The following is a 25,695-nucleotide window of genomic DNA, read 5'->3' as shown; positions in this document are numbered from 1 at the left end:
CGGACTATTCGGTCACCACGTAAACATCCTTGTAATTCCGGCCCAACTGGTCGTAGTCCAGCCCGTATCCCACGATAAACTCGTTGCCGATGTGCATGGCCGGATAATCGATCGGAATCTGGCGCTGGTATGCTTTCGGTTTGAAGAAAAGCGTACACACGCGGATACTGGCGGGCTTCTTCGTCTTCAACTCCTCGACCATGTGTTCGATGCTGGCGCCCGTATCCACAATGTCCTCGACGATAATCACGTCCCGGCCTTCGATGTTGTTGCCCAGTCCTATCAGACACTTGACATCCCCCGACGAGGAGGTACCGCAGTACGAAGAGAGTTTCACGAACGATATTTCGCAGTTGAAATCGATCTTCTTCAGCAGGTCGCTCATGAACATAAACGAGCCGTTGAGCACCCCCAGAAACAGCGGATTCCGTTTCTCCCGGTAATCCTCGTTGATCTTCGCCGCTACCGCAGCCACGGCTTCTTCTATCTTTGCAGCCGGAATCATCACCTTGAATTTTTTATCATGCAATTTTATGACGTTTTCTTTCATCGGGATACGGATTTTATTGTTATTTTTACAAAAGTAAATAATTTGAGCCACAAAGTTACACAATCCGGAAGAAAAATTCTATGCTTGCAAAACTCATCCGCAGGATCAAATGTTGTTCCGTCCAGGAAATCCTGATGATCGTATCCATCATCATGCTCTTGATCGTGATCGCCAACCGAACCTCGGCAGGGATAAAAGCCAGATCGGCGTCTTCGGGACAGATTACACAACACCAAAAACAGGCTGCCCCACCGCAGGAGTAATCGATACGATCTTTTTTCGCAAAGTTGTTCCTACTGGCGGGAACAGACAAAATTTCCGACATGACTTTCAACTTCTGCCTCAACCTTTTTTTGGCTGAAAAGCCGAGAAACGCAACATGCAAAAAATCAGGAGCAAAAAAACCTATACTCCTGATTTTTAAAGCCTTTATTTTACCCATCCCCATTCAGCAAGATGCTAAATGGAAGTAAAATATATCCTCCGAAGCACTATTCCGATTCCTTTAACTTCGAAATCGGCATAAACCGGTTGTCCAATGGTTCCGACTTATGGATTGTGCGCACTCCATTAACGACAGCCACACAGTTGTCCGGCACATCCGTAAAAATTACGGCATTGGCGCCAATGCGGACATTATTCCCAACCTTTACCCCTCCGATTATCTTCACACCGGCTCCGATATATACATTATCTCCGATGACGGGGGCTCCCGGTCTCTGACTATCCGGCAATGTATTCGATCCGATCGTCACCTGTTGAAAAATCACGCAATTTTCACCGATAACCGCCCTCTCCGAAATAAAAACTCCAAATAAATCGTGAGGAAAAGTAATTTTGGATTTAATCCGGACATCAAATCCAATGTATGCCCCATATAGCAGCAAATTAACCTGCCACAAATATCATTTCAGTTTAGACGGACGGATTTGACAAGAACGATAGAAGTCCCCCTCCGATAAAATAGCCTGATAATCAACGGGGCAAATCCCTTAAATAGAAATAATAGCTCTTTCATAAATCCCTTTTCGTACCAATAACCGTTATACCAGCCCGGAGAAACCCATGAAGGCCATTGCCAAAATACCGGCCGTAATCAGCGCCACGGGAACCCCCTGCACGGCCTTGGGGACATCCTCCAGTTCGAGCCGCTCGCGAATACCGGCGAACAGCACCAGCGCCAATGCGAAGCCGATGGCCGTCGCCACGGAATAAACGATGCTCTGCAACAGGTTGAACTCCTTGGAGATCATCAGAATCGCCACGCCCAGCACGGCACAGTTCGTCGTAATGAGCGGCAGGAAAATTCCAAGCGCCTGATAGAGCGACGGAGACACCTTCTTCAACATGATTTCCACCATCTGCACCAGAGCCGCGATCACCAGAATAAAGACGATCGTCTGCATGTATTCGATCCCCAGCGGCACCAATACGTAAGTCTGAATAGACCATGCAACCACCGAAGTAAGGGCCATAACGAAGGTCACGGCAGCTCCCATACCGAGCGAAGTTTCGACTTTCGACGACACGCCCAGGAACGGGCAGATGCCGAGGAATTGAGCCAGCACGACGTTATTGACGAAGATCGCGCCGATGATAATGGCAAAATAAGAGAGCTCCATACCTATTTCTTGAGAAATTTATTAAACAATGCCATCAGATACCCCAGTACGATAAAAGCACCCGGAGCCAGCACGAACACCAACGGCATGTAGTCCGTAATACCGAACGAATAACCGAAGATGGCCCCGCTGCCCAACACTTCGCGGACGGCCCCCACCAACGTCAGGGACAGCGTGAAGCCCAGACCAATCCCGATACCGTCGAAGATCGAAGCCACCGGTCCGTTCTTCGAGGCGAATGCCTCCGCACGTCCCAGGATGATGCAGTTCACCACGATCAGCGGAATGAATACGCCCAGACTGGCATACAACGCCGGGACATACGCCTGCATCAGCATAGAGATAATGGTCACGAACGATGCGATCACCACGATAAAAGCCGGGATGCGCACCTTGTCCGGAATCAGGTTCTTAATCAATGAGATGACCAGGTTCGACAGAATCAGCACGGCCATCGTCGCCACGCCCATACCGAAACCGTTCTCCGCCGAAGTCGTCGTACCCAGCGTGGGACACATGCCGAGTACCAGAACGAACGTCGGATTATTCTTGATAATGCCGCTCGCAAGTACTTTCAAATTATTCATTTCGACCTCCTTCCTGTGCATTGTTCACGGTCTGACTTCCTCGCTGGAGGCGGTTGGAACGGCCTTCACGCTCCAATCCCCGCTCTCGATACCGCTCTTCACCCGCAGCTCGCGTCCCGGCCTCTGCATTCGGCCGAGCAGCCGTCGCGCCCGTCGCGGCTTCCGTTCCCGTTTCTTGATTGTTCGAAGCACCGGACGCACCATCCGCTCCCGCATCTCGGGTAGCCGAAGCGCCCGAAGTACCGTCCGCACCCGCATTTTGAGTATTCGAAGCACCCGAAACGGTGTTCACGGCAGCTTCGACGCCTGCCTTTTCGCAATAGGCCTTATAAGCCCGACTCACGGCATCGACATAAGCCCGCGACGAAATCGTCGCCGCCGTCAGGGCATCCACGTCGCCGCCGTCCTTCTTCACGCCCAGTTTCATTTGGGCCGGATTCCGGCCGACAAAACTCTTTTCCAGCGAATTGCCCGCATCGACCATCTTGGTACCCAGCCCCGGAGTTTCCGCCTGTTCGAGCACCCGGATATTGAGGATCTGACCATCGGGGGCAAAGCCGACCATCAGCCGGATCACCCCGCTGAACCCGTTTTTAGTCATCGATTCTACGGCATAACCCACCACACGGCCTCCCTCGGAAGCCGTATGGACCGTCACCGGCAAGTTCTCGACGGTCAATGCCGTATCCTCCGTTTCGTCGAACTCGGGCAGCACCTGTTTGAGCGCCTCGCGGGTCGCCTTGACCCGTGCCTCGGCAATCGGCTCCTCGGTAATCATATGGACCGCTCCCACGCCTGCGGAAGCGAGCAGTGTGATCACGAACAGCACCATAACCATATTGAATAGTGTACTCTTCATCCTCCGCTCCTCCTATTTTAACCCGAAACGCCGGGGTTTGACATATTTGTTGATCAGGGGCACGACCGAATTCATGATCAGGATCGCGAACGACATACCCTCGGGATAGGCGCCCCACAAACGGATCAGTACCGTAATGATGCCGATGCCGACTCCGTAAATCAGCATACCGGTATGCGTCATCGGCGAAGTCGAATAGTCGGTAGCCATGTAAACGGCACCCAGAATGGCTCCGCCTGCAAGCAGATGGAACAGCGGGAACTCCCACAACGCTTCACCGTGCATACCCTGTCCGAGGCCGACCAGAAAGACGAACACGGCCATCGTTCCCAGGACCGCCACCGGAATATGCCACGTAATGACTTTTCTCCACAGCAGATAGACGGCTCCCACCAGCAACAGCAGGGCCGAGACCTCACCCAGCGAACCGGGGATCGAACCGAAAAGGACATCCTGATAATTGACCGACGTATGCGACACCAGCTCCGCTTTGACGGCTGCCAGCGGCGTCGCTCCCGAAAAAGCGTCGGCCAACTGTCCGACCGGACGGGGAAAAGTCGTCATCTGCACCGGGTAGGCGAACAACAGGAACACACGACCCACCAACGCCGGATTGAACGGATTCTTGCCCAGCCCCCCGAAAGTCATCTTGGCAATGGCGATCGACACGAAAGCGCCGATCACGACGATCCACCAGGGCAGCGACGCCGGCAGGTTGAAAGCCAGCAGGACGCCGGTCACCACGGCCGACAGGTCGCTCACCGTACAAGGCCCCTTAAGCAGAAATTTCTGAATCAGGTATTCGAACAGCACGCAACTGGCCACCGAAATACAGGTCACCGCCAGGGCGCTCCAGCCGAACGCCACCACCGAAAACACCAGCGCGGGCGTCAGCGCCAGCAGAACGTCCCGCATGATCTTTTGCGTCGATTCCGAACCATGCACGTGCGGAGCGGGTGCTACGATCAATTTATTTGCCATACGCTATCTCTTTTTTCTTATTTCTTGGTTGCATGGGCGGCGGCGCGGGCACGGATCAACGCCCCGACCTCCTGTTTTCCCATTCGGATAAAGTCCAGCAGCGGAATATCCGCCGGACAGGTAAACTGACAGCAGCCGCACTCGATGCAGTTGGTCACCCACTCCGCTTCGAGCCGCTCCCACAGCTTGCGGCGCGAGAGTTTGGCCATCAGATAAGGCTCCAATCCCATCGGGCAGGCCGACACGCATTTGGCGCATTTGATACAGGAGCTCTCCCGACCACGCAGGGCTGCCGCCCCCCCGAGCACCGTAATACCCGAACAGCCTTTGACCACCGGTGAGGCGAGGTTGCTCATCGCCCGTCCCATCATCGGCCCGCCGTTGAGCACTTTCACATCCCCGGCCGGCACGCCTCCCGCAGCCTCCAACAGGACAGCCACCGGCGTTCCGAAACGGACGAGCAGATTTTTCGGAGCCTCCATCTGGCGGCCCGTAACAGTCACCACCCGCTCGATCAAAGGTTTGTTCTTCTGCACCGCATCGTACACGGCCACCGTCGTCGAAACATTGCAGACGACGGCCCCCACGTCGATCGGCAGTCCCGGCGGCGGCGGAACCTCCCGACCCGTAACGGCCGCGATCAACTGTTTTTCGCCCCCCTGCGGATAACGGACCCGAAGCGGAACGACCCGGATTCCGGGGTACGACGGAGCCAGCCGGCTCAATCGGGCGATCGCATCCGGTTTGTTGTTCTCGATTCCGATCGAAGCGCCGCTCACGCCGAGCGCCCGCATCAGGATCGTGACGCCCACGAGCAGCTCTTCACTCCGTTCGAGCATCACCCGATGGTCGGACGTCAGGTAAGGTTCGCACTCGACACCATTGATAATCAAGTGCTCGACCTTTTTCCCGGCAGGCACCGTCAGTTTGACCTGCGTGGGGAACGCCGCACCGCCCATACCGACGATACCCGCCTCCTTGATCCTGGCAAGAATCTCCGGAGCCGAAAGCGTACATTCGCGCACGAGCTCCTTCGAAGTGTCGATCCCTTCGGCCCATTCATCCCCCTCGCGACGGATCGTAATCATCATCTGGCGGATTCCCTGCCCGTTGGGCAGCATATCCACCCCCGTCACGGTGCCCGACACGGGCGCATGGATATTGGCCGACACGAAACCGGCGGCTTCGGCGATCAACTCTCCCACCTTCACCTTGTCGCCCTTGGCCACCTTCGCAACCGCCGGCGCACCGATATGCTGCGACAAAGGAACATTCACCACATCGGGCAACGCCAGTACCTCGACGGCCTCCGCCCGACTCAACTTGTTATCCGACGGATGTACTCCGCCTCTCGGAAATGTCTTCATAGCGTTTGTTTTCGGTTTTATCGTTCGGATCAGGATTCGGTTTTTTCAGTCTTCTTCTCCTCCGAAGCCGGCTTCTCTCCCGCTGCCGACGTTTGCTTCGATGCAGGAGCGGCTTTAGGCTCCTTGGGCAGCGGCTCCATACCGACCAGACGGATGGCACCGGTGGGGCATTCGTTCACGCACTTGCGGCAGAGCTTGCATTTCCAGGAGTCGATGAAAGCCAGGTTGTTCTGGATCGTAATGGCTCCGAACGGACACACTTTCTCACACTTTCCGCAGCCGATACAGCCGGCTTTGCAGGCTTTCATCACCACCGCCCCTTTGTCTTTCGACACGCACGCGACGTAAACCGCCCGCTGCTTGGGCCACTTCTTCCGCAACTCGATAATCGACTTGGGACAAGCCTTGACACACGCGCCGCAGGCCGTACATTTGTCGAAATCGACCTCTGGAAGCCTCGTTTCGGGATTTATCGCTATGGCATCGAAGTTACAAACCGTCACACAATCCCCGTATCCCAGGCAGCCGTACGTACACCCCGTTTCTCCGCCATAAAGCGAAGCAGCCACCGCGCAGGACGTAACACCGTCGTACGCATTGATCCGGGGACGTTTCTCGCAACTACCGCCGCAGCGGACGGTAGCCACCTGGGGCTCCTTCTCCGGAGCAGCCTTGCCCAGGTAGGCAGCGACGGTCTTCATCACTTCGGCCCCGCCCACCGGGCAGAAAAGCGAAGAGATATCGGCCCGCTTCACTAGCGCATCGGCCAAACCGCGACATCCGGCGAATCCGCAGCCGCCGCAGTTCGCACCGGGCAGCATCTTTTCGACCTCGTCGATCCGGGGATCTTCCTCGACCTTGAACTTTTGTGCCACGAAATAGAGGATCAGCGCGGCAAGGATTCCCAACACGCAAAGTGTAAGCACTGTGTAAAGTAATACCTCCATATTATTCGGATATTGTGAAATGAATCGCATTATCGATCTTCCGGCGCAGAAGCCAGAGAATCCCATAGTACAGGACGACAGATCCCAATCCTGCAAGTACCGCCGCCCCATCGCCCGCGCCGAGCAGATAGCAGACTGCCACCACGCCGATCAGGACGACGAAAGGCACGACATAAGCCAACAAAACCGCGACCGCTCCCGTACGTCGGGTTATAGCGACCGTCACCCTGTCGCCGGGACGATACGTCGCCGCAGCCGGAGTACGTATCTCCACGATTTTCTGCCCGGTCTGACCCAAACCGCAGGCTTCGCGGGCCTTGCAGCTCCCACAAGCGCCATGAGCCGTAATTTCCACACAAACCCTCTCCGCATCGACGCGCTTCACCACCCCGCTATGTTCGATACGGTCCATCGGGTCACTTTACATATTTATGGGTCAATGGCATACGGTACTCATGCCCGAACGAGGAGGACGAGAGTCGAAGCACCGGCGGATACTGAAAACGCTTCTTTTCGTTGCGCATGACCATCGCATAGATTTTCTGTACCTCGTCGCTGTCGAATCCGGCATTGATGATCTCTTCACGCGACTGCCCATCTTCGATCAGACGGTACAGGATGGCATCCACCACCTCGTAAGAGGGCAGCATGTCGCTGTCCTTCTGGTTGGGCCGAAGCTCCGAAGAAGGCTCTTTGGTCAGGATGTTTTCAGGAATGGGAGCACCGAATTTCCGGTTGATATAGCGGGCCAGGTCATACATCTCGGTCTTATACAGATCGCCCGTCACGCTGAAAGCGCCGCCGGTATCGCCGTAGAGCGTACAGATACCGAGCGCATTCTCGCTCTTGTTGGAACAGTTGAGCAGGACATAGCCGTTCTTGTTCTGCAGGGCCATGAGCATCAGCGTGCGGATGCGGGACTGGATATTCTCCTCCGTCGCATCGAAATCCGTACCGCCGATCACCGGGATCAACGTATCGACGATACTGCGGTAAGCCTCCGTGATCGGCACGACATGGAACTCGATACCGAGGTTTTCGGCCAGTTGCTTGGCATCCTCGACCGATCCTTCCGACGAAAACTGCGAGGGCATCATCAATCCCCGCACGTTCTCCGCCCCCAGCGCTGCAACCGCCAGACAAGCGACCACGGCGGAGTCGATACCGCCCGAAACGCCGACACAGGCCTTTTTATACCCATTTTTAACGAAGAAATCCCGCAGACCGCAACAAGCCGCCTCGTAAATGAAGCGGGTACGGTCGTTCACCGACACAGGGACGGACTCGACGCTGCAAGCGGGATTTTCGGTATCGAACACCTGAAAGTCCTCTTCGAAACTTTTCAGCAACCGCACCAGCTTGCCCCGGTTGTCCATCACGCCCGACATCCCGTCGTAAACCAGCTCCGTAGCACCGCCGACCTGATTGACCATCACCACATTCTTTCCCTTGACGTAGGCGATATTCCGGATTACGTCGTACCGACGACTCAAGTCGCCCTTGCGGTAGCGGCGGGCATGGATGTTGATGACGGTTTCGACCGACTTGTCGAAATCCGGGGTATGAAAAAGATCGTCGCCTACGACCAGCGCACAGCGGCAACCCCGTATCGTAACGTATTCGCAACCTTTCGAAGGGGTCAGAAATCCCAATTCGCGGCGCACGGTGATATTCTGTTTTCCCACGTAGCGGACGACTCTTCCTTGTTGAATCAACGCTGCGGCACTGATCGTCCCCTCCTTGGTGAGAATCGGAAGCCCCACGATCGCATCCACCGTATCGCATTCGGCGGCAATCCGCATCAACGCATCTTCGCACTGTTCCAAAAAAGGATTTTTCCGCAGCAAATCGAACGAAGGAGCACCGCTGATCGCCTGCTCGGCAAAAACGACGAGGTCTGCGCCTTCGGCTTTCGCACGACGTACGGATTCGATGATCTTGTTTGTATTTCCTGCGACGTCGCCGACCGTATAATTCAATTGAGCCAGAGCTATCTTCATCTATCGGGTATTTCAAAAAGTTACATCATCGCAAAATTAATTATTATTTGGAAAAAACAACGATTTCGCGGCAAAAGTTTCATCCGAACGCAACGATCGTATCGAAAAAAAGCAATCGGGGTTTCGAAATCCTCATTCGGAAAAGAGGCCGTCCCCGTTTCGACTCAACGAATACAGCCCGACCTTCCGTGGGAAGGTCGGGCTACAAATCGTTCAACCCCAAACGCTTGCTATTGCTGCTCTTCGGGATCGGCCACCAGAATACGACCGCAGTATTCGCAAATGATGATCTTCTTGCCCTGACGGATCTCCATCTGGCGCTGGGGCGGAATGCGGTTGAAACAGCCGCCGCACGCATCGCGCCGCACCGTCACCACGGCAAGTCCGTTGCGCACGTTATGACGGATCCGCTGGTAAGCCTCCAGCAACCGCTTGTCGATCTTGGCCTGCGCTTTAGCCGCCTGAGCCGTAAATTCCGCCACCTGCGAGGCCGTTTCCGCTTCGATGCTCTGCAATTCGGTCTGCTTGGCTTCGAGGTCCTTTCGGCGCTCCGTCATCAGGGCCTCGGTCTCCTCGACCTGCGCCTTTTTGACCTTGATTCCGGCAGCATACTCTTTCAGACGCTTTTCGGCCAGCTCGATTTCCAACTCCTGATACTCGATCTCCTTACTAATCGCATCGAACTCGCGGTTGTTCCGGACGTTGTTCTGCTGCTCCTTGTAATTGCCGATGAGTATCTTGGCCTGATCCACCTCGCGCTTACGCTGCTTGGAGAGAGCATTGAGCTCCTCGATTTCGGCATTGATATTCTCGACACGCGCCTTCAAACCGGCCAATTCGTCGTCGAGATCCTGCACCTCGAGCGGCAGCTCACCCTTCACCTTGTTGATCGAATCGATCTGGCTGTCGATCTTCTGGAGATCGTAGAGGGCCAGGATTTTCTCCTGCATCGAATAATCAACTTCAGCTGTCTTTTTCTGTGTTGCCATATCGTGTTTTTATTGTTTAGACGGAACTATGTAACCGATCGGATTACGTGAATTTACACTCTTGCGAACCGCAAAGGTAAATAAATTTTTCGATAAAATATCAAACAAAATGTCGATTGCGCAATATTCGCTCTCGAAATGGCCGATATCGGCCACCACGAAGGCTCCGTCGGGGGTCATGAAATCATTGTATTTAAGGTCCGAAGTGACATACACATCGGCCTGCGCACGACGCGCTTCGCCGAGCAGCGAAGCTCCCGCTCCGGTACATACGGCCACCCGCCGCACCTGCTCCCTGACCAGCTCGGAATGGCGGATCACCTGTACCGACAGACGCTCCTGGATACGGTGCATAAAATCCCGCACCGACATGGACTGCGGCAGTTCGCCCACCACCCCGAAGCCAACCCGCCCGTCCGCAGGATCGGTCGGTTGCAGCACCCGTAACTCTTCCACGCCGAGCATCTCCGCCAACCGCCAACTCATGCCGCCCGGCGCACTGTCCAGGTTGGTATGACAGGCGTAGAGCGCTATTCCCCGGCGGATCGCCCGCTCGACGCACCGCTCCACATAAGAGGCCGAATTGAACCGCTTGAGGGCATGGAAAACGATCGGATGGTGCGTGACTATCAGATCGCACCCCGTCTGCTCCGCCTCGTCCAACACCTCCTCGGTCACATCGACGGCCAGCAGCGCCTGATGCACTTCGTCCTCGGGCCGTCCCACGATAAGACCGGCATTGTCGTACGACTCCTGCAAACGGAGCGGAGCATATCGTTCGATCACTTCGGCAATATCTCTGATTTTCATAATCCTACTACATTATTTGAAAAGGCAATTATATTTTCAACGTACCATATCCGACGGTCGCTTGTTCGCGGCCTGTGCTCCCATCCATAATGCTGCCCCACCCCGAAATCCTCACCTCGAAGGGACTTGCGGCGCTACGCGCCCCAAAAGATATACCGAAGTATCGGGTTCGTTCGCATACCCGGTCGGGCCTATCGCCGTAGCGGTCCGCAACGTCACCGCCCCCTCCGAATCGGAGGCGAAAGCAAAATGTACCCGCCTGCCGTATTTCAAAACGTCCGTCTAAAACAACGACTGTTCATAGAAGGCGAACAACTCCTTGCTCTCCGCCTCCTCTTTCTCCTTCTTGCGCCGGGGCTGACGCGCCGCCGAACGTTTCGGCGCCGGCTTTTCGCTCCGGGGACCTGGTTCGATCACCTGCACGGGTCCTTTACTCTCCGCTCCATCCCCTCCGGCATCGTCCGCCAACTCCTGCGCGGCAGGCTTCTTCCGGGTACGAACCGGGAGCGCCGATACTTCGGCCGCCTCTCCAGCCCCATTTTCCGCGACAACCACCCGGTCCTCCGCACTCTCCTTGAGTTCGGCCCGCACCTCTTCGAGCAGGGCCCGGACACGCTGAAGACGTTCGAGCAGCTCCGCATCGCGCGAAATGGTTCCTTTATTCTGTTTCAGACAACGGGCAGCTCCGTCGAGGGTCATTCCCCGCTCCTTGACCAGATGATAGATCAATTTCAGGTTTTCGACATCGGCCGGAGAAAAAAGACGGTTGCCCTTCTTGTTCTTCTGCGGGCGCAGGATATCGAATTTCGTCTCCCAAAAACGGATCAGCGAAGCATTGACGTCGAACATCTCCGACACCTCGCCCATCGAATAGAATAGTTTCTTGGCCATAACATGTACAATTACAGGTTGAATATCCGCAACGAGTTGGGATACATATTGTTTACCCGGTTCTGAATCCGCTTGGCGAAACCCAGGGCCGCTCCCCCGTGCGTCACCAGATTCATCCCCTCGGCGAAAGCCGCAGCCTCCGCCTCCTGCTTGCGCAGAAACCGCAGCGCCTCCTCTTCGGACAACTCGGCAACAGGCACCGCTCCGCGATCCAATCCGCAAAACATCGCCAGCGCATGATCGGGCTTGAGCCGCTCCTTGAAGATCTGCCCCATCGCAACGCCCGAGGCGATCACGCGCAGCGATTCGGCCAGCATTTTCACCGCCTCGTACTGCGATTCGTAATACGCATAATAGACATCCGCCACCGCCGCAAAGCGCATCCGCTCGGGTTCGGCGACCCAACGGGACAGTTCCGCACACTCCCTGCGTCCGGCGGGCGCGAAAATCGTTCGGCGGGACTTGGGCACACGGACACGGCTTCCGCCATCGGACACCTTACGGGCCACCGCCGCAAAAAATCCCTCGCCCCGGGTCCGGTGCGGATAGAAACGGAACGTCCGGAAAGGACCGACCCGACCGCAAACCACACCCCACGCCGGCGGGCAATCGAAAGCGGTCGATTCGACGATCTCTTCACCCGCTTCGGCCAGCAATCCCTCCAGCGACCCTTCGTTTTCCAGTCGATTGAACGTGCAGGTACTGTATATCAGCAATCCGCCGGGACGCAACGTCTTCCACGCTTCGCGCAGAATCTCCGCCTGCCGGACGGCACATATTTTCACATTGTTCTCGCTCCACTCGTCCCGTGCCTCGGGTATTTTGCGAAACATCCCCTCGCCGGAACAGGGGGCATCCACCGCCACGATGTCGAACCACCCTTCGAGCACCGCGATCTGTGCCGGCTCGTTCACCGTCACCGCCACGTTTCCCAGCCCCCACTTGCGGACGTTATCCGCCAGAACAGCCGCCCGCTGGCGATTGACTTCATTCGCCACTACCAACCCGTCGCTACCCGCGAGCGACGCATAGAGCGTCGTCTTTCCCCCCGGCGCGGCGCAAAGGTCCAGAATCCGTTTTCCGGCGACCTCCTCCCCGGCCAGCACGTGAGCCAGGAACTGCGACGAAGCCTCCTGCACGTAATAAGCCCCGGCATGGAAAGCCGGATCGAGCGTAAACGAAGGCCGCTCCGTCAGGTAACGTCCTGCCGGCGACCAGGGAACCGCCTCGGCTCCGCTCCAGCGGCAGGGGCGCTGCGGATGCAGACGGACGGATGTCGGCGCCGGGCCTTCGAGCGCCTCACACAGCGCACGCCCCTCCTCCGGTCCCAGTTCGGCCATAACCCGCCGCGTGAAAGATTCCGGCAACATAGGGACTATTTTTTAGCGGTTTCGAGCTCCTCCCGCTTCCGGTCGAGACGAGCGCAGATCTTCTCCATCACCGCAGCATCCGCGACGAAATCCTCACGATCCTTATCGATCACGAGCACTTCGCCCCGGTAGATATTTTCGATCCAGTCGTCGTAACGGTCGTTGAGCCGCCGCAGGTACTGTTCGTCGATGTTCATTTCGTAGGCGCGACCCCGGCGGCGGATCTGCGAAATGAGCGTCGGCACGCTGGCCTTGAGGTAAATCAACAGATCCGGCCGGGGCACCAGGTTGGTAATCAACCCGAAGATACTCATATAAGTATCGAAGTCCCGGCCCGACATCAGCCCCATGCGATGCAGGTTGTCGGCGAAAATATAGGCATCCTCGTACACCGTCCGATCCTGAAAAATATCGACCGGACCGCTGCGCAGAATATCCATCGTCTGCTGAATGCGGCTGCCCAGAAAATACATTTGCAGGTTGAACGACCAACGATTCATATCGTTGTAGAAATCCCCGATGTAGGGATTGTCGCTCTGCTCGTAATAGGCCTTGGCGCCGTAGCGCTCGGTCAGCATCTCGGTCAGCGTGGTTTTGCCGCTGCCGATATTTCCGGCTATCGCAATGTACATAAATCGGATGTTTTGGCTACGTCACGCACTTCACGCCGCACGGCGGGGCCCCTCCCGGTCCCGTCGTCCGGCAAGTCCACCGTCTGCGGCGGCACGGCAGAAAACCGTCTCCCGCCGCAATCCCCGGCCCCCGGCAAAGCGACGCGTGTCATCGCGTTATTTATTGTTCAATCTTCAGTAACTGTTCCACAACCGTACGGTCGTTGCGCATACGGGGCAGCTTGTTCTTGCCCGTCTTCTGCAACCAGCGCAGCGTCGTTCCCGGCGGCACGGCATGGATGCGGGGCGGATCGAGCGCCGTCTGACGCTTGGCGTCGTAATCCGAATTGACGCTGCGAAGCTCCCGGTCCAGCACTTCGGCAAAATGCTCCGGCGTATCGGGCCGCTCCGAAAACTCCAGCACCCATTCGTGCGCTCCCCGGGTATTCAGCCCCATGAAACAGGGCGCCACGGAGTACTCTTCGACCACCGCACCGGTTTGCTCGCAGGCCGCCGCGAGCGCCCGCTCGGCGTTATCCACGATCAGCTCCTCGCCGAAGGCGTTGATGAACTGACGCGTGCGGCCCGCGAAACGGATGCGGTAGGGATTCGTCGAGGTAAACTCCACCGTATCGCCGATCTCATAACGCCACAACCCGTTGATCGAGGTCACGATCATTGCATAAACTTCTCCGACCCGAACGCCTTCGAGCGGCACGATCTGCTCGCCGCTGCGAAATTCGTAATAAGTCCCGTAATCGAGCATCAGCAGCATATCGTCCCGCGTCAGATCGTCGGCCAGCGCGAAAAAACCCTCCGAAGCGTTGTATGTTTCCAGATAGGTCATCCCCTCCGACGGGATCAGCTTGGCGAACGACTTGCGGTAGGGCGTAAACGCCACGCCCCCGTGCGCAAAAAATTCCAGATCGGGCCACACTTCGAGCAGGTTGCTCTTGCCCGTATATTCCAACACCCGGCGCATCAGCACCAGGTTCCACGAAGGCACGCCGGCAAAGGCCGTGATCTTCTCCCGGGTACACTCCCGGCAGATCCCCTCTATCTTCCGGTCGAAATCCGGAATCAGAGCCGTCTCCATCTTCGGCGCCCGGAACCAACCGCTCCAGAACGGAGTCTGACTGATCAGCACAGCCGACAGATCCCCGATGAGAGCTCCGTTCTCCCGGACATACGAACCGCCGAGCGTCAGCGTCTTGCCGTCGAAGATCTTCGTCTGCGGCTTGGCCGAAGCATACACCGCCGCCACGTCCCGCATACCGAGCGTATGATTCCACCACACGGACTCCCGCGTGACGGGAATGAACTTGCTGCGGTCGGACGTAGTTCCCGACGAACGGGCGAAAAGCGTCACCCGCCCCGGGGCTGCGACATTCTTCTCTCCGGCCAGCATCCGCTCGATATAAGGCTTGAAACTCTCGTAGTCCTGCACTCCGACCCGTGCGGCGAACGCCTCGGGCGTAAGATGCTTGGCAACACCGTGCCGACGACCGAACTCCGTATCGGCCCCCCGCGCAATGAGCTGTCGGAACATCTCGGCCTGCACTTGGTCCGGATGTCGCCGAAAACGATCTATCGCCTTCATCCGGCGGGCGAAATAGGTACGTAACAAACTGTTCCGAATCGACATCCTGCGCTGCTCCTCCTTATCGTTAATTAAAGAAATATCCAATTTTGGAGATCGACGCCGGCATAGCGAAAACCACCACGCGATCGTAGGCGCTCAACTCCATGTTTCCCACGGCGATGAAAACCTTGTCGCCGCGCACCACGCCGCCGATAATCGTATCCTGCGGCAGCTTCAACTCCTTGATCGGAGCCTTCGTCGCCGGGGCGTTGGGCTTGACGATGAACTCCAGCACCTCGGCCTCGCTGCCCGTCAGACACTTGATCGCCTGCACGTCGGTTGACATCGTGAAGCGGAAGATGTTCGACGCCGTAACCAGTTTCTTGTTGATGATCGTATCGATACCGATACTCTCGGCCAGATTGATATAATCGAGGTTCTCGATCTCGGCGATCACCTTCTTGACGCCCATGCGTTTGGCGAGCATCGCCGCCAGAATATTGGTTTCGCTGCGCCCCGTCACCGCGATAAAAGCGTCCATATTGGCCAGCCCCTCCTCGAGCATCGCTTCGATATGGCGGCCATCCTCATTGATAATCAAAGTTTTGTCCAACAATTCGGCCAACCGATAGGCCTTCTCGGCATTGTAGTCGATCAACTTGATATTGACCTCGTCCTGCAATTCGGTCGCAATGCGTATGCCGATGCGCGAACCGCCGAGGATCATCATGTTGTTGATCTCCACGTTGGAATGCCCCGAGAACTCCATCACCTCCTTCACGGCATCCTGCCGGGCGATGACATACACCATGTCGCCCTCCATAAATATTTCATCCTGCCGGGCGATGATGGTCTGACCGCCGCGAGCGATCGCCACCGTCCGATAGCTGAGCTGCGCCGCATCGTCCTTGAAACCCGAAAGTTCGCGTCCGATGAGCGACGAGGTCGGATCAAGACGGAAAACCACGAGCGAAAGCCGTCCGCTCGAAAAATCGACGTACTCCGTCGTCGAAGTGTGCCCCAACAGATTGATCACCTCCTGAGCCGCCACCTTTTCCGGATAGAACAGGTAGTCGATACCCATGTTGATAAAAATCTCCTTGTTATTGGGCTCCAGGTATTCGTTGTTGTCGATCCGGGCGATGGATTTCTTGGCCCCGAGCTGCTTGGCCAACACCGCTGCCACCACGTTGTCGTTCTCGACATGATTGACAGCGATGAACAGGTCGCACTTTCGCACCGAAGCCTTCCGCAACACGGCAAAGGTCGTGGAGTCGCCCTCGACCGTCAGCACGTCGGCCAGGCTGGCCACATCGGCCAGCAGCTTCGGATCGCTGTCTATGACCGTGATGTCGTGCCCGTTGCCACTGAGCATTTTCGCCAGATGGCTTCCCATTTCGCCCGCACCCGCAATAACGATTTTCATACCGGATTTACTCTGTCAGCATACGCCCGGATCATTCCGGGCAGCATTTTTGCAATTAATAACACAAATGTATAAATTTGCATCGGAACACCCAAATTTCCACTATTAAATTTCAGTTACCATGCCAACCTGGTTAATCATAATTCTTTTGGCGATTCTGGCCGTCGGACTTTTCGTCCTGGCCATGTCGCTCACCCTGATTTTCAAGGGACACCACATCGACTCCGAAATTTCCACCAACGAAAACATGCGCAAACTGGGTATCAAATGCGCCGTTCAGGAGACCCGCGAACAGATGACGGGACTCGAAGATTGCGCATCGGAGCCCGGATGCTCGGGCAACTGCGCCGCCTGCACCCCCGAAGCGGCAGCCGCAGTACACGGCTCCGCAAAAAAATAATCGGCGACAAATTCTCCGCAAACCGAAAACACGGGCAATCTGAATTCAGATTACCCGTGTTTCTATTTTCTCGGTTTCAACCCCACGATGCCGAGAGGCGGTCAGTCCGCCGCAGAACACTCCCCGACCATCATCTCCGCCTCCGACCTGCAACCCGGCATTTTACGGGCGCGACAGAAAAACCAAGAATTAACCAGATCCGTCTTGTTGTAACGCAACGGACGATAATCCGGCAGCGAAAGCGTTTCGCCCCCTACTTCGGAGAGAATCAACTCCCCCGCCGCAGTATCCCATTCATACGTGGAAGTAGTCCGAAAATAGTAATCCACCGCGCCTTCCGCCAGCAAACAAAACTTATAGGAGCTGCCCTGCTCCACGACCTCCAGATCGGGATGGCTCTTTCGCAATTCCTCGATATACTCCGCGAGTTCGGGCGACTTGTGCGACCGGGACACGGCGACCCGGGGATGTTCATGCCGCGCCGACTCTACAGGCAGGCGCCGCATACTTTCGACGATCTGCCCGTACGAGTATTCCGCGTCGGAATCGGCCGCCACCCCCTCTTTCAGGAAAGCACCGCCCCCGCGCCACGCGAGATACATCTTGCCCAAATAGGGAACATACACCACCGACGCCACGCTCCGGTTATTCTCCATCAGGGCGATATTGACCGTAAACTCGTTGTTTCCCTTGATAAACTCCACCGTTCCGTCCAGCGGGTCCACCAACCAGAACAGCTCCCAGTTGCAGCGCTCTTCGTACCGCATCTCACGCCCCTCTTCGCTCAGAATCGGAATACGGGTAGGTCCCAGATAGGTCTTGATCGTTTCGTGCGCCCGGCGGTCCGCGACGGTAATCGGAGTCTTGTCGCTCTTAATGCTGATGTCGTAATCCTCCTTGTTTTTGTAAACCTGCATAATGGCCGCACCGGCCCGCACCGCCGCATTGAAAAGGTTGGGCAAAAGGTATGATTTGAGCTCGTTGTCAAGCATAATGATATTTTTGATCGGTAAGACAGGATAAAGGTACTATATAATTCCCGGATCCGTAAAATTTCCGGCAATAAAAACCCGGCAGCCGTTACACGGCCCCGAGCGCAGCATTCCGCTTCCCGGCGGGAAAAGGTGCCGAAACAGCCCCGAGCCACAGAAACAGTCCCCAAAGCAACAGAATATCGAGCAGCAACAAAGTCATCGGCAGCCACCCGAACGACCACGCCGCAATCGCACATCCGGCCAAAAGCGCCATTCCGGTCAAAGTCAAAATCCAGACATAGCGGGACGGGCGCAACTCATAAAACAACGGTTCGTACAACGTGATCCTCTCCTTGCGGGACAATTCATACCCGTCGGCCCGGTCGAAACGACCCAACCGGCCGACATACTCCCGGGCATAAAGTCGCAGCGAAGGTCCTACGGCAGTCCGCACGAACGATATAGAGTGGATCGGATGAACCGCCAACTCCATCGCCAGACGGTCGATCGCACCCCGTTTGAGGCGCAGGTTCCGGCCGATCGGCAAAATATAATCGTACGACGCGGCTCGCACGGCCGCATCCGACGAAACGGCGGAAAACGCCTCCATCTGATCGAGCAGCGTCAGACGATTGACACCCCGCGTCTGAGAGCGGTAGAATCCCCGTACACCCAACTGAGAACAGGCTTCGAACGGATGATAATCCACCCGCATCATCCGGTAATGCCGGAGCATCTCGTGAAACAACTCCGGTTTCAGACGGGCGTCCATCACCACCAGCAATTCGTAACTGGCATACTCCACATCGAGCAGGTCGGCCACCTGGGAAACGGAATCTATGTCGTGGCAAATCGCCGAAATTCCGATAAAATCGGGCGAATCGGAAACCACGCCGAACATACGGGACAGCAAACGACGCTTGTTACGCGCCCTCAACACTTGAACTACCAGCCACCAGACACGCACCACGACGGCAACCGTCACGCAAATCGTACCTAACTCAATGAACCACATACTATCCGACGTTCAATTTATACGAATCGACCAACGACACATAATATCGCTTCTCCTCTTCAGGAATGAATACCTGCAAAGCGTTCGCGGAGTATCCCTGCCGGGCAATATAACGCAGCAGTACCCTGCGCTGAACGGGATTCATTCCGCCCACGAATTTTTCCACTTCGGGACGCGTAATCACACTGTGCAGCGTACAAAGAACGTACATCGCACCGACGGACTCCTCGGACCGGTTTTCGGCAACGATCCGCAGCAGGATCTCCTCCGCATCTTCGATTCCGAAACGCCAAACGACACTGAGTCCCAGCATCCGCAGATTCCGGTTCGGCGACAGGATCAACGGTTCGTAATCGACAGGCTGCACATTCTGGCGCAACATACGGAGCACCTCGGACAGTTCGAAATACGAAAGCCGATGGGAATAGGCGTCGATTTTCGAGGAAAGCGCCGACATATCGGCCATCATCTGCACGCTCAACGCACAGAAGCGGACATAACGGTTCCTGCTATGCGTATAACGTTCCACTGCCCGAACTGTTTTTTCATCGACGGGCATTCGGGAAAGCAGATGCAGGTAATAAGCCCTGCGGTAACCTCCATTGCGGCGAATACGACGCAGCAGGAAAACATCAAGCCTCTGACGCTCGACGATCCGACGCAACGGCGCCGGATCGAGCCCGTACGTAGAATCCACCAGGTCGGCAATATCCTCGGCGATAAGGCGCCTATCCCGCGAAGACATCGCCTCGGGACAGTGAGCGCACTCTTCGGTTCCGGAGAAGAGCATCCACAACACGCTGTTCAAATACTTTTCGCGGCGCTCGGCATCCCGCCTGAGGCAAAAACGACCTGCAAACCGTTGCACGCACCAGCTTCCGGCCAAAACAGCTCCTGAAACCAAAACGGCCCCGATGCACCACCAAAACGTCATTTCCATTTTTCCCGATCGATTAGCTCGTTGATGACTTTCCGCCGCAACCGGTGCAGGCTCACCGGCAAGGTCATGTATTGGTTCACGCCCATCCGGTACATACTCCGTACCATCTGTTCGGATTGCGGCCACGAGATCACGAAGACCCGCGTACGCCGGGTTTTATCCGCCCGCAGCGTGTCCATCACTTCCTGCCGGCACATTTCGGCAGCAGTACCCATAACGATCACCAGGTCGAAAGGCGACTCCCGGTGAAGCACAAGCATCGCACCGACCGTATCCGCACACTCCACACACGCATCCAGGTCATTCAAGGAAAAAGCCACGGCCTTGCGCAAGACGAAGTCCTCCGACACGATTAAGATACGACACATTTGATATACATACTGTTTACACGATCAAAGATACACCGAAAAACGTGCCAAAACAAATGTCTGCAAGAAAAAATTGCCTGCCCTTGTTTATTCAATAATTATCCTTATATTTGCACGTTGAAATTTATGTATAAACACATACAATTTAATCAATGTACGTTATAGTAGAGATTGCAGGTCAGCAATTCAAAGCTGAAAAAGGTCGGAAACTCTATGTCCACCGTCTTCCCGGCGAAGAAAATTCGTCGGTGAGTTTCGACAAGGTCCTGCTTGCAGACAACGACGGTCAGGTCAAGGTAGGTGCACCTGTAGTAGAAGGCGCCTCGGTAAAATGTAAGATTCTTAAGCACCTGAAGGACGACAAAGTCCTCGTGTTCAAGAAGAAACGCAGAACAGGCTATCAGAAGCAGAACGGACACCGTCAGTTCCTGAGCCAGATTCTCGTGGAAGAAATTGTCGCATAACCTTAAATTTAGAGAAACATGGCACACAAAAAAGGTGTAGGTAGTTCAAAGAACGGCCGCGAGTCGGAAAGCAAGCGACTCGGTATCAAACTTTTCGGTGGTCAGTTCGCTAAAGCTGGCAACATCATCGTTCGCCAGAGAGGTACTGTCCACAATCCGGGCGAGAACGTAGGTATCGGCAAGGATCACACGCTCTTCGCACTGGTTGACGGCACGGTTTCCTTCTGCAAAAAACGCGAAGGCAAATCGTATGTAAGCGTTACTCCGTTGAGCGAGTAAAAGAATCGCTATATAGATAAAAAATGCTGCGAAATTCGCAGCATTTTTTATTTTACAGGCAGACAGATCTTTCAGTTCCCAATCCCAACAACTCCGGTTCTCCCTTCCCCCGTCTGTCGGGGAGCGTGCAAACGGCAGCCGACATCCTCCTACTCCGTAAAAGAGAAATAAATGTAAACTATACTTGCATTATTGTAAAATATACTTTACATTTGTCTTGTCAATAATAATCACCTAAAAATTAGGACGACTATGAAAACAACTCTTTTACTGCCCAACGGTTTTAAGAAAATCGGCTGGGCGATCTTCGTTCCCGCATTTCTGCTCGGCTGCTCGATCTGCTTCTTCGGCGAAAATTTCGACCGCTGGCTTTTCCGCGAAACGGTAATGAACAACATCGCCATCATCGGCACGGTCGTCGGCGCCCTTTTCATCGGCTTCTCGCGCGAAAAAATCGAAGACGAAATGATTCAGCACATTCGGCTCAACGCTCTGATGGCTGCCATGTGGATCAACTACCTGCTTCTGATCGTCGTGTCTCTGTCGATCTACAACATCAACTACCTTACGGTAATGGCCTGCGGCATGGCCACTCCGCTGGTCATCTTCCTGCTCGTCTATCACTTCAATCTTTACAGACTGAACCGCAACCTGCACCATGAAAAATAACATCCGTGTCCAACGAGCCGTCGTCCGCCTCACCCAACAGCAATTGGCCGAACAGGTCGGCGTCAGCCGCCAAACGATCAATGCCATCGAAAGCGGCAAGTTCATCCCCTCGACCCTGCTCGCACTCAAGATCGCACGTACCTTCCGGCAACCGGTCGAAGCGATCTTCCAACTCGAAGAGGAAGATTAGAACCGGTGCAACAAGCACGATAAAGGGCAGCCTCGATCGAGGCTGCCCTTTATACTACGGAATATTATTCGTTTAGTATTCGATCTTGCTCCGACGAACATACCCTTCATACCGCCACCGGGCATTCTGTTCGGCTGCCTGGAAAAGCGCTTCGGCATCCTCCGGAGAAACGGCCTTGAGCGACGTATAACGGACCTCCTTGAGCAGGAAATCGCGGAACTTCGCCCAGTCGGGTTCTTTCGAATCGAGTACGAACGGATTCTTGCCCTGCTCCTCCAACTGCGGATTATAATGCCACAGATGCCAGTAACCGCACTCTACTGCCTGCTTGCCGACCGTCTGTGTCCGGGTCATACCGCCCTTGATACCGTGATTGATACACGGCGCATAAGCGATTACGAGCGACGGACCGGGATAGGCTTCCGCCTCCTTGAGGACATTAAAAAGTTGGGCCTGCGAAGCACCGATCGACACTTGAGCCACATACACGTAGCCATACGTCATCGCAATCGCACCCAGATCCTTCTTGCGGATGCGCTTACCTGCCGACGCGAATTTGGCGACGGCACCCACCGGAGTCGCCTTGGACGACTGACCGCCCGTGTTGGAATAAACCTCCGTATCGAGCACCAGAACATTCACATCCAGCCCCGAAGCCAGCACGTGATCCAAACCGCCGAAACCGATGTCGTAAGCCCAACCGTCGCCGCCGATCACCCATTGCGACTGCTTCACCAGGAAATCCTTCAACTCCAGTATCTGCCGGCAATAGTCGCAGCCGCAAGCCTCCATCATCGGAACCAGACGGGCAGCGACTTCGGCCGACCGGGTCGACGAAACCCGTGCTTCGATCCACTCGCGCATAACGCCCTTCAGCTCTTCGGAGCAACGCTGGCACTGGGCGATAGCCTCTTCCATCAGCATCTGAATCCGATCGCGCAGCTTCTCCGCACCGACATACATACCCAGACCGAACTCGGCATTGTCCTCGAAGAGCGAATTGGCCCATGCCGGACCGCGACCATCCGCATTCTTGCAATAAGGAGTCGAAGGTGCCGAACCGCTGTAAATCGACGTACACCCCGTGGCATTGGCCACCATCATCCGGTCGCCGAAAAGCTGGGAGATCGCCTTGATATAGGGAGTTTCGCCGCAGCCGCCGCAAGCGCCCGAGAACTCGAACAAGGGCTGCTCGAATTGCAGGTTCTTGACCGACTTGGTCTTATCGACCACCTTCTTGTAACCGATATGTTTGGTGATGTAATCCCAGTTCTTCTGCTGTCCGAGTTGACTTTCGAGCGGCTTCATAATGAGCGCCTTCTCCTTGGCGGGACAAACGTCCACACAGTTGCTGCACCCCGTACAGTCGAGCGGCGAGATCTGGATGCGGAACTTATACTCCTTCGTGTCGCCCAATCCCTGTTTCCATTCGGTGCCCGATGCAGCCGCCTCGGTCTCGGTCGCCAGGAAAGGACGGATCACAGCGTGCGGACAAACGTACGCGCACTGGTTGCACTGGATACACTTATCGACCTGCCATTCGGGGACATTGACGGCGATGCCGCGCTTCTCCCATGCAGCGGTTCCGTTCTCCCACGTACCATCTTCACGTCCGTTGAATGCCGACACGGGCAGCAGATCTCCCTTGAGGGCATTGATCGGATCGACGATGTTGCGCACGAACTCCGGACGAGCCATATCCACGCCGTGATCGGCCGGTTTCAGCTCGATATTCGTCCACTCGGCCGGGACTTCGACCTTCACGACTGCGTTACCGCCCGCATCGACGGCCGCATAGTTCATATTGACGATGTCCTCGCCCTTCTTGCCGTAGCTCTTATAGATCGCTTTCTTCATCTCCTCGACGGCCTTCTCGAAAGGAATCACGTTCGCGATTTTGAAGAATGCCGCCTGCATGATCGTATTGGTGCGCGAACCGAGCCCCAACTCCGCCGCGATCTTCGTAGCGTTGATGATATAGAAGTTGATCTTATTCTTGGCCAGGAAAACCTTCATGTGATCGGGCAGCGTCCGGCAGGTCGTTTCGGCATCGTGCACCGAGTTCAAGAGGAACGAACCGCCCGGCTTGAGGCCCTTCAGCACGTCGTACTTATCCACGTACGAAGGCACGTGGCACGCCACGAAATCGGGCGTGGTCACCAGGTAGGGCGAGGTGATCGGCTTGTCGCCAAAGCGCAGGTGCGAAGCCGTGTAGCCGCCCGACTTCTTCGAGTCGTATGCGAAATAGGCTTGGCAATATTTGTCGGTCGTACCACCGATGATCTTGATCGAGTTCTTGTTGGCACCCACCGTACCGTCGGCGCCCAGTCCGAAGAAGAGAGCCTCGAACGTACCGGGCTTCGCCAGCGAAATCTCCTCGCCTACGGGCAGCGAACGGAACGTCACGTCGTCCACGATGCCCACCGTGAACTGATTCTTGGGTTCGTTCGCCTTCAGGTTGGCGAAAACGGCCAGCATTTGTGCCGGCGTAGTATCTTTCGACGAAAGACCGTAGCGGCCGCCGATAATGAGCGGCTTGCGCTCGCAGGGGATCTCCTTGCAGGTGGCGAACGCCTCGACGACATCCATATAGAGCGGATCGCCGTTGGCTCCCGGCTCCTTCGTGCGGTCGAGTACGCAGATGCGTTTGACCGTCTGGGGCAGTACAGCCGTCAGATATTTTACCGAGAAGGGACGGAACAGGTGTACGGTCACCACGCCCGTTTTCTCGCCTTTGGCATTCAGGTAATCGACCGTCTCCTTCAGCGTTTCGGTCACCGAACCCAGCGCAATGACGACATGCTCCGCATCCGGAGCACCGTAATAGGTGAACGGCTTGTAGGTGCGGCCCGTGATCTCGGATATTTTCTCCATCGCCTCGGCTACCATGTCGGGAATCGCATCGTAGAACTTGTTCGACGCCTCGCGGGTCTGGAAATAGATGTCGGGGTTCTGGGCCGTGCCGCGCGTAACGGGATGAGCCGGGTTGAGCGCTCCGGCACGGAACGCCTTCAGCGCGTCGCGGTCGAGCATCGCGGTCAGCGCCGCTTCGTCGATCAGCTCGATCTTCTGGATCTCGTGCGAAGTACGGAATCCGTCGAAGAAATGGAGGAAAGGAACGCGTGCCTTGAGCGACACGATATGCGCGATACCTGCCAGGTCCATCACCTCCTGCACGGACGAGGTGGCGAGCATTGCGAAGCCGGTCTGACGCGCGGCCATCACGTCCTGATGGTCGCCGAAGATCGAAAGCGACTGGGCCGCCAGCGCACGCGCCGATACGTGGAATACGCCGGGCAACAACTCGCCGGCGATCTTGTACATATTGGGAATCATCAGCAACAGACCCTGCGATGCCGTAAAAGTCGTAGTCAGCGCACCGCTTTGCAGCGATCCGTGCACGGCGCCGGCGGCACCGGCCTCCGACTGCATCTCGACTACCCGGACTGTTTCTCCGAAAATATTTTTACGACCTTGAGCGGCCCACTCATCGACAAGTTCCGCCATCGTCGAGGACGGAGTGATGGGGTAAATCGCCGCAACCTCCGAGAACATATAAGCTATGTGGGCTGCCGCGTAATTACCGTCGCATGTGATAAATTTCTTTTCTGCCATTTTTATCGGTATTAGATTGTACTATTTCAGCTGTGAAATCTGCCTGAATCGGCACAAAGTTAAAAATTCCAAACGAAAATTCCGCCATATTTCCGGACAAATATCGCAACGTACAATGTTATAAAAATAACAGTATCAACACCTTCTATCGAAACGCTTCAAAAACAAGGAGAAACGGCCATTCCATTT

At 55.8% G+C, this 25,695-nt stretch carries 28 protein-coding genes; 5 read left to right on the top strand and 23 right to left on the bottom strand.

The genetic code is table 11. The annotated features are described in order from the left end of the window. Positions 1-4 precede the first annotated feature (4 nt). From hpt to trkA, 18 genes are all read right to left on the bottom strand, one after another. Entirely contained in the window at positions 5-550 is a 546-nt protein-coding gene (gene hpt, locus ALIPUT_RS06235) for a hypoxanthine phosphoribosyltransferase (protein ID WP_004328931.1), read from the bottom strand. 55 nt (positions 551-605) lie between these two features. Continuing rightward, positions 606-992 carry a hypothetical protein gene (locus ALIPUT_RS06230; RefSeq protein ID WP_147554466.1) on the bottom strand — a complete coding sequence of 129 codons (387 nt, stop codon included), beginning with the start codon at positions 990-992 and terminating at the stop codon, positions 606-608. Between the two features lie 49 nt (positions 993-1,041). Next, entirely contained in the window at positions 1,042-1,452 is a 411-nt protein-coding gene (locus ALIPUT_RS06225) for a serine acetyltransferase (RefSeq protein ID WP_004328929.1), read from the bottom strand. Between the two features lie 141 nt (positions 1,453-1,593). Next, complete coding sequence (gene rsxA / locus ALIPUT_RS06220; RefSeq protein WP_004328928.1) at positions 1,594-2,172, bottom strand: electron transport complex subunit RsxA; 579 nt, start codon at positions 2,170-2,172, stop codon at positions 1,594-1,596. Positions 2,173-2,174: 2 nt separating this feature from the next. Further along, positions 2,175-2,759 carry an RnfABCDGE type electron transport complex subunit E gene (locus ALIPUT_RS06215; protein WP_040293544.1) on the bottom strand — a complete coding sequence of 195 codons (585 nt, stop codon included), beginning with the start codon at positions 2,757-2,759 and terminating at the stop codon, positions 2,175-2,177. Continuing rightward, positions 2,752-3,618, bottom strand: a complete 867-nt coding sequence (locus ALIPUT_RS13280) for an RnfABCDGE type electron transport complex subunit G (RefSeq protein WP_004328926.1) — start codon at positions 3,616-3,618, stop codon at positions 2,752-2,754. The genes ALIPUT_RS06215 and ALIPUT_RS13280 overlap by 8 nt, the downstream gene beginning before the upstream one ends. Before the next feature lie 12 nt (positions 3,619-3,630). Further along, positions 3,631-4,599, bottom strand: a complete 969-nt coding sequence (locus tag ALIPUT_RS06205) for an RnfABCDGE type electron transport complex subunit D (RefSeq protein WP_004328925.1) — start codon at positions 4,597-4,599, stop codon at positions 3,631-3,633. A gap of 17 nt (positions 4,600-4,616) precedes the next feature. Beyond that, positions 4,617-5,966 (bottom strand): electron transport complex subunit RsxC, encoded by a 1,350-nt coding sequence (gene rsxC, locus ALIPUT_RS06200; protein ID WP_004328924.1) that lies wholly within the window; start codon positions 5,964-5,966, stop codon positions 4,617-4,619. 29 nt (positions 5,967-5,995) lie between these two features. Continuing rightward, complete coding sequence (locus ALIPUT_RS06195; RefSeq protein WP_004328923.1) at positions 5,996-6,913, bottom strand: RnfABCDGE type electron transport complex subunit B; 918 nt, start codon at positions 6,911-6,913, stop codon at positions 5,996-5,998. A 1-nt stretch (position 6,914) separates the two neighbouring features. Next, positions 6,915-7,325: a SoxR reducing system RseC family protein gene (locus ALIPUT_RS06190; RefSeq protein WP_004328922.1), complete on the bottom strand. Its 411-nt coding sequence runs from the start codon at positions 7,323-7,325 to the stop codon at positions 6,915-6,917. A gap of 4 nt (positions 7,326-7,329) precedes the next feature. Beyond that, entirely contained in the window at positions 7,330-8,913 is a 1,584-nt protein-coding gene (locus tag ALIPUT_RS06185; RefSeq protein WP_004328921.1) for an NAD+ synthase, read from the bottom strand. Positions 8,914-9,143: 230 nt separating this feature from the next. Then, the gene (locus tag ALIPUT_RS06180) at positions 9,144-9,902 is read right to left on the bottom strand and encodes a zinc ribbon domain-containing protein (RefSeq protein ID WP_004328920.1); all 759 of its coding nucleotides are present in this window, start codon (positions 9,900-9,902) and stop codon (positions 9,144-9,146) included. Positions 9,903-9,911: 9 nt separating this feature from the next. After that, positions 9,912-10,712 (bottom strand): Nif3-like dinuclear metal center hexameric protein, encoded by an 801-nt coding sequence (locus ALIPUT_RS06175; protein WP_004328919.1) that lies wholly within the window; start codon positions 10,710-10,712, stop codon positions 9,912-9,914. Positions 10,713-10,994: 282 nt separating this feature from the next. Further along, positions 10,995-11,603: a MerR family transcriptional regulator gene (locus tag ALIPUT_RS06170; protein WP_004328917.1), complete on the bottom strand. Its 609-nt coding sequence runs from the start codon at positions 11,601-11,603 to the stop codon at positions 10,995-10,997. A gap of 11 nt (positions 11,604-11,614) precedes the next feature. Further along, a complete protein-coding gene (locus ALIPUT_RS06165) occupies positions 11,615-12,973 on the bottom strand; it encodes a methyltransferase RsmF C-terminal domain-like protein (RefSeq protein ID WP_040293543.1) in 1,359 nt (452 codons plus the stop codon). A gap of 5 nt (positions 12,974-12,978) precedes the next feature. Next, the gene (locus tag ALIPUT_RS06160; protein WP_004328915.1) at positions 12,979-13,605 is read right to left on the bottom strand and encodes a deoxynucleoside kinase; all 627 of its coding nucleotides are present in this window, start codon (positions 13,603-13,605) and stop codon (positions 12,979-12,981) included. Positions 13,606-13,765: 160 nt separating this feature from the next. Further along, the gene (locus tag ALIPUT_RS06155) at positions 13,766-15,229 is read right to left on the bottom strand and encodes a GH3 auxin-responsive promoter family protein (RefSeq protein WP_040293542.1); all 1,464 of its coding nucleotides are present in this window, start codon (positions 15,227-15,229) and stop codon (positions 13,766-13,768) included. Positions 15,230-15,251: 22 nt separating this feature from the next. Continuing rightward, complete coding sequence (gene trkA, locus ALIPUT_RS06150) at positions 15,252-16,592, bottom strand: Trk system potassium transporter TrkA (RefSeq protein ID WP_004328913.1); 1,341 nt, start codon at positions 16,590-16,592, stop codon at positions 15,252-15,254. A 121-nt stretch (positions 16,593-16,713) separates the two neighbouring features. On the opposite strand from trkA, the gene ALIPUT_RS06145 reads away from it, so the two are divergent. Then, positions 16,714-16,992: a hypothetical protein gene (locus ALIPUT_RS06145; protein WP_004328912.1), complete on the top strand. Its 279-nt coding sequence runs from the start codon at positions 16,714-16,716 to the stop codon at positions 16,990-16,992. A 101-nt stretch (positions 16,993-17,093) separates the two neighbouring features. On the opposite strand, the gene cysQ is transcribed toward ALIPUT_RS06145, so the two are convergent. From cysQ to ALIPUT_RS06125, 4 genes are all read right to left on the bottom strand, one after another. Beyond that, positions 17,094-17,984 (bottom strand): 3'(2'),5'-bisphosphate nucleotidase CysQ, encoded by an 891-nt coding sequence (cysQ, locus tag ALIPUT_RS06140; protein ID WP_004328911.1) that lies wholly within the window; start codon positions 17,982-17,984, stop codon positions 17,094-17,096. A gap of 88 nt (positions 17,985-18,072) precedes the next feature. Next, the gene (locus tag ALIPUT_RS06135; protein ID WP_004328910.1) at positions 18,073-18,981 is read right to left on the bottom strand and encodes a hypothetical protein; all 909 of its coding nucleotides are present in this window, start codon (positions 18,979-18,981) and stop codon (positions 18,073-18,075) included. 1 nt (position 18,982) lies between these two features. Then, positions 18,983-19,921, bottom strand: coding sequence for a hypothetical protein (locus ALIPUT_RS06130; RefSeq protein ID WP_004328909.1), 939 nt, complete (start codon positions 19,919-19,921; stop codon positions 18,983-18,985). Continuing rightward, positions 19,912-20,289 (bottom strand): response regulator, encoded by a 378-nt coding sequence (locus ALIPUT_RS06125; protein ID WP_004328908.1) that lies wholly within the window; start codon positions 20,287-20,289, stop codon positions 19,912-19,914. The genes ALIPUT_RS06130 and ALIPUT_RS06125 overlap by 10 nt, the downstream gene beginning before the upstream one ends. Before the next feature lie 152 nt (positions 20,290-20,441). Here ALIPUT_RS06125 and rplU point away from each other — a divergent pair, with 152 nt between their 5' ends. The 4 genes from rplU to ALIPUT_RS06105 all read left to right on the top strand — a co-directional run bounded on the left by rplU (position 20,442) and on the right by ALIPUT_RS06105 (position 21,891). Next, the gene (gene rplU / locus ALIPUT_RS06120) at positions 20,442-20,753 is read left to right on the top strand and encodes a 50S ribosomal protein L21 (protein WP_004328907.1); all 312 of its coding nucleotides are present in this window, start codon (positions 20,442-20,444) and stop codon (positions 20,751-20,753) included. Between the two features lie 18 nt (positions 20,754-20,771). Further along, positions 20,772-21,032, top strand: a complete 261-nt coding sequence (rpmA, locus tag ALIPUT_RS06115) for a 50S ribosomal protein L27 (RefSeq protein WP_004328906.1) — start codon at positions 20,772-20,774, stop codon at positions 21,030-21,032. Between the two features lie 252 nt (positions 21,033-21,284). Further along, positions 21,285-21,701: a hypothetical protein gene (locus tag ALIPUT_RS06110; protein ID WP_004328904.1), complete on the top strand. Its 417-nt coding sequence runs from the start codon at positions 21,285-21,287 to the stop codon at positions 21,699-21,701. Further along, complete coding sequence (locus ALIPUT_RS06105; RefSeq protein ID WP_004328902.1) at positions 21,691-21,891, top strand: helix-turn-helix transcriptional regulator; 201 nt, start codon at positions 21,691-21,693, stop codon at positions 21,889-21,891. The genes ALIPUT_RS06110 and ALIPUT_RS06105 overlap by 11 nt, the downstream gene beginning before the upstream one ends. Before the next feature lie 72 nt (positions 21,892-21,963). Here ALIPUT_RS06105 and nifJ read toward each other — a convergent pair whose 3' ends face one another. Next, a complete protein-coding gene (nifJ, locus tag ALIPUT_RS06100) occupies positions 21,964-25,506 on the bottom strand; it encodes a pyruvate:ferredoxin (flavodoxin) oxidoreductase (protein WP_004328900.1) in 3,543 nt (1,180 codons plus the stop codon). Positions 25,507-25,695 lie beyond the last annotated feature (189 nt).

This window comes from Alistipes putredinis DSM 17216 (genome assembly GCF_000154465.1).
GTDB classification, from domain to species: Bacteria; Bacteroidota; Bacteroidia; order Bacteroidales; family Rikenellaceae; genus Alistipes; species Alistipes putredinis.
Note: the sequence above shows the minus strand (reverse complement) of the source record. Positions and strands in the feature narration are given on the sequence as shown.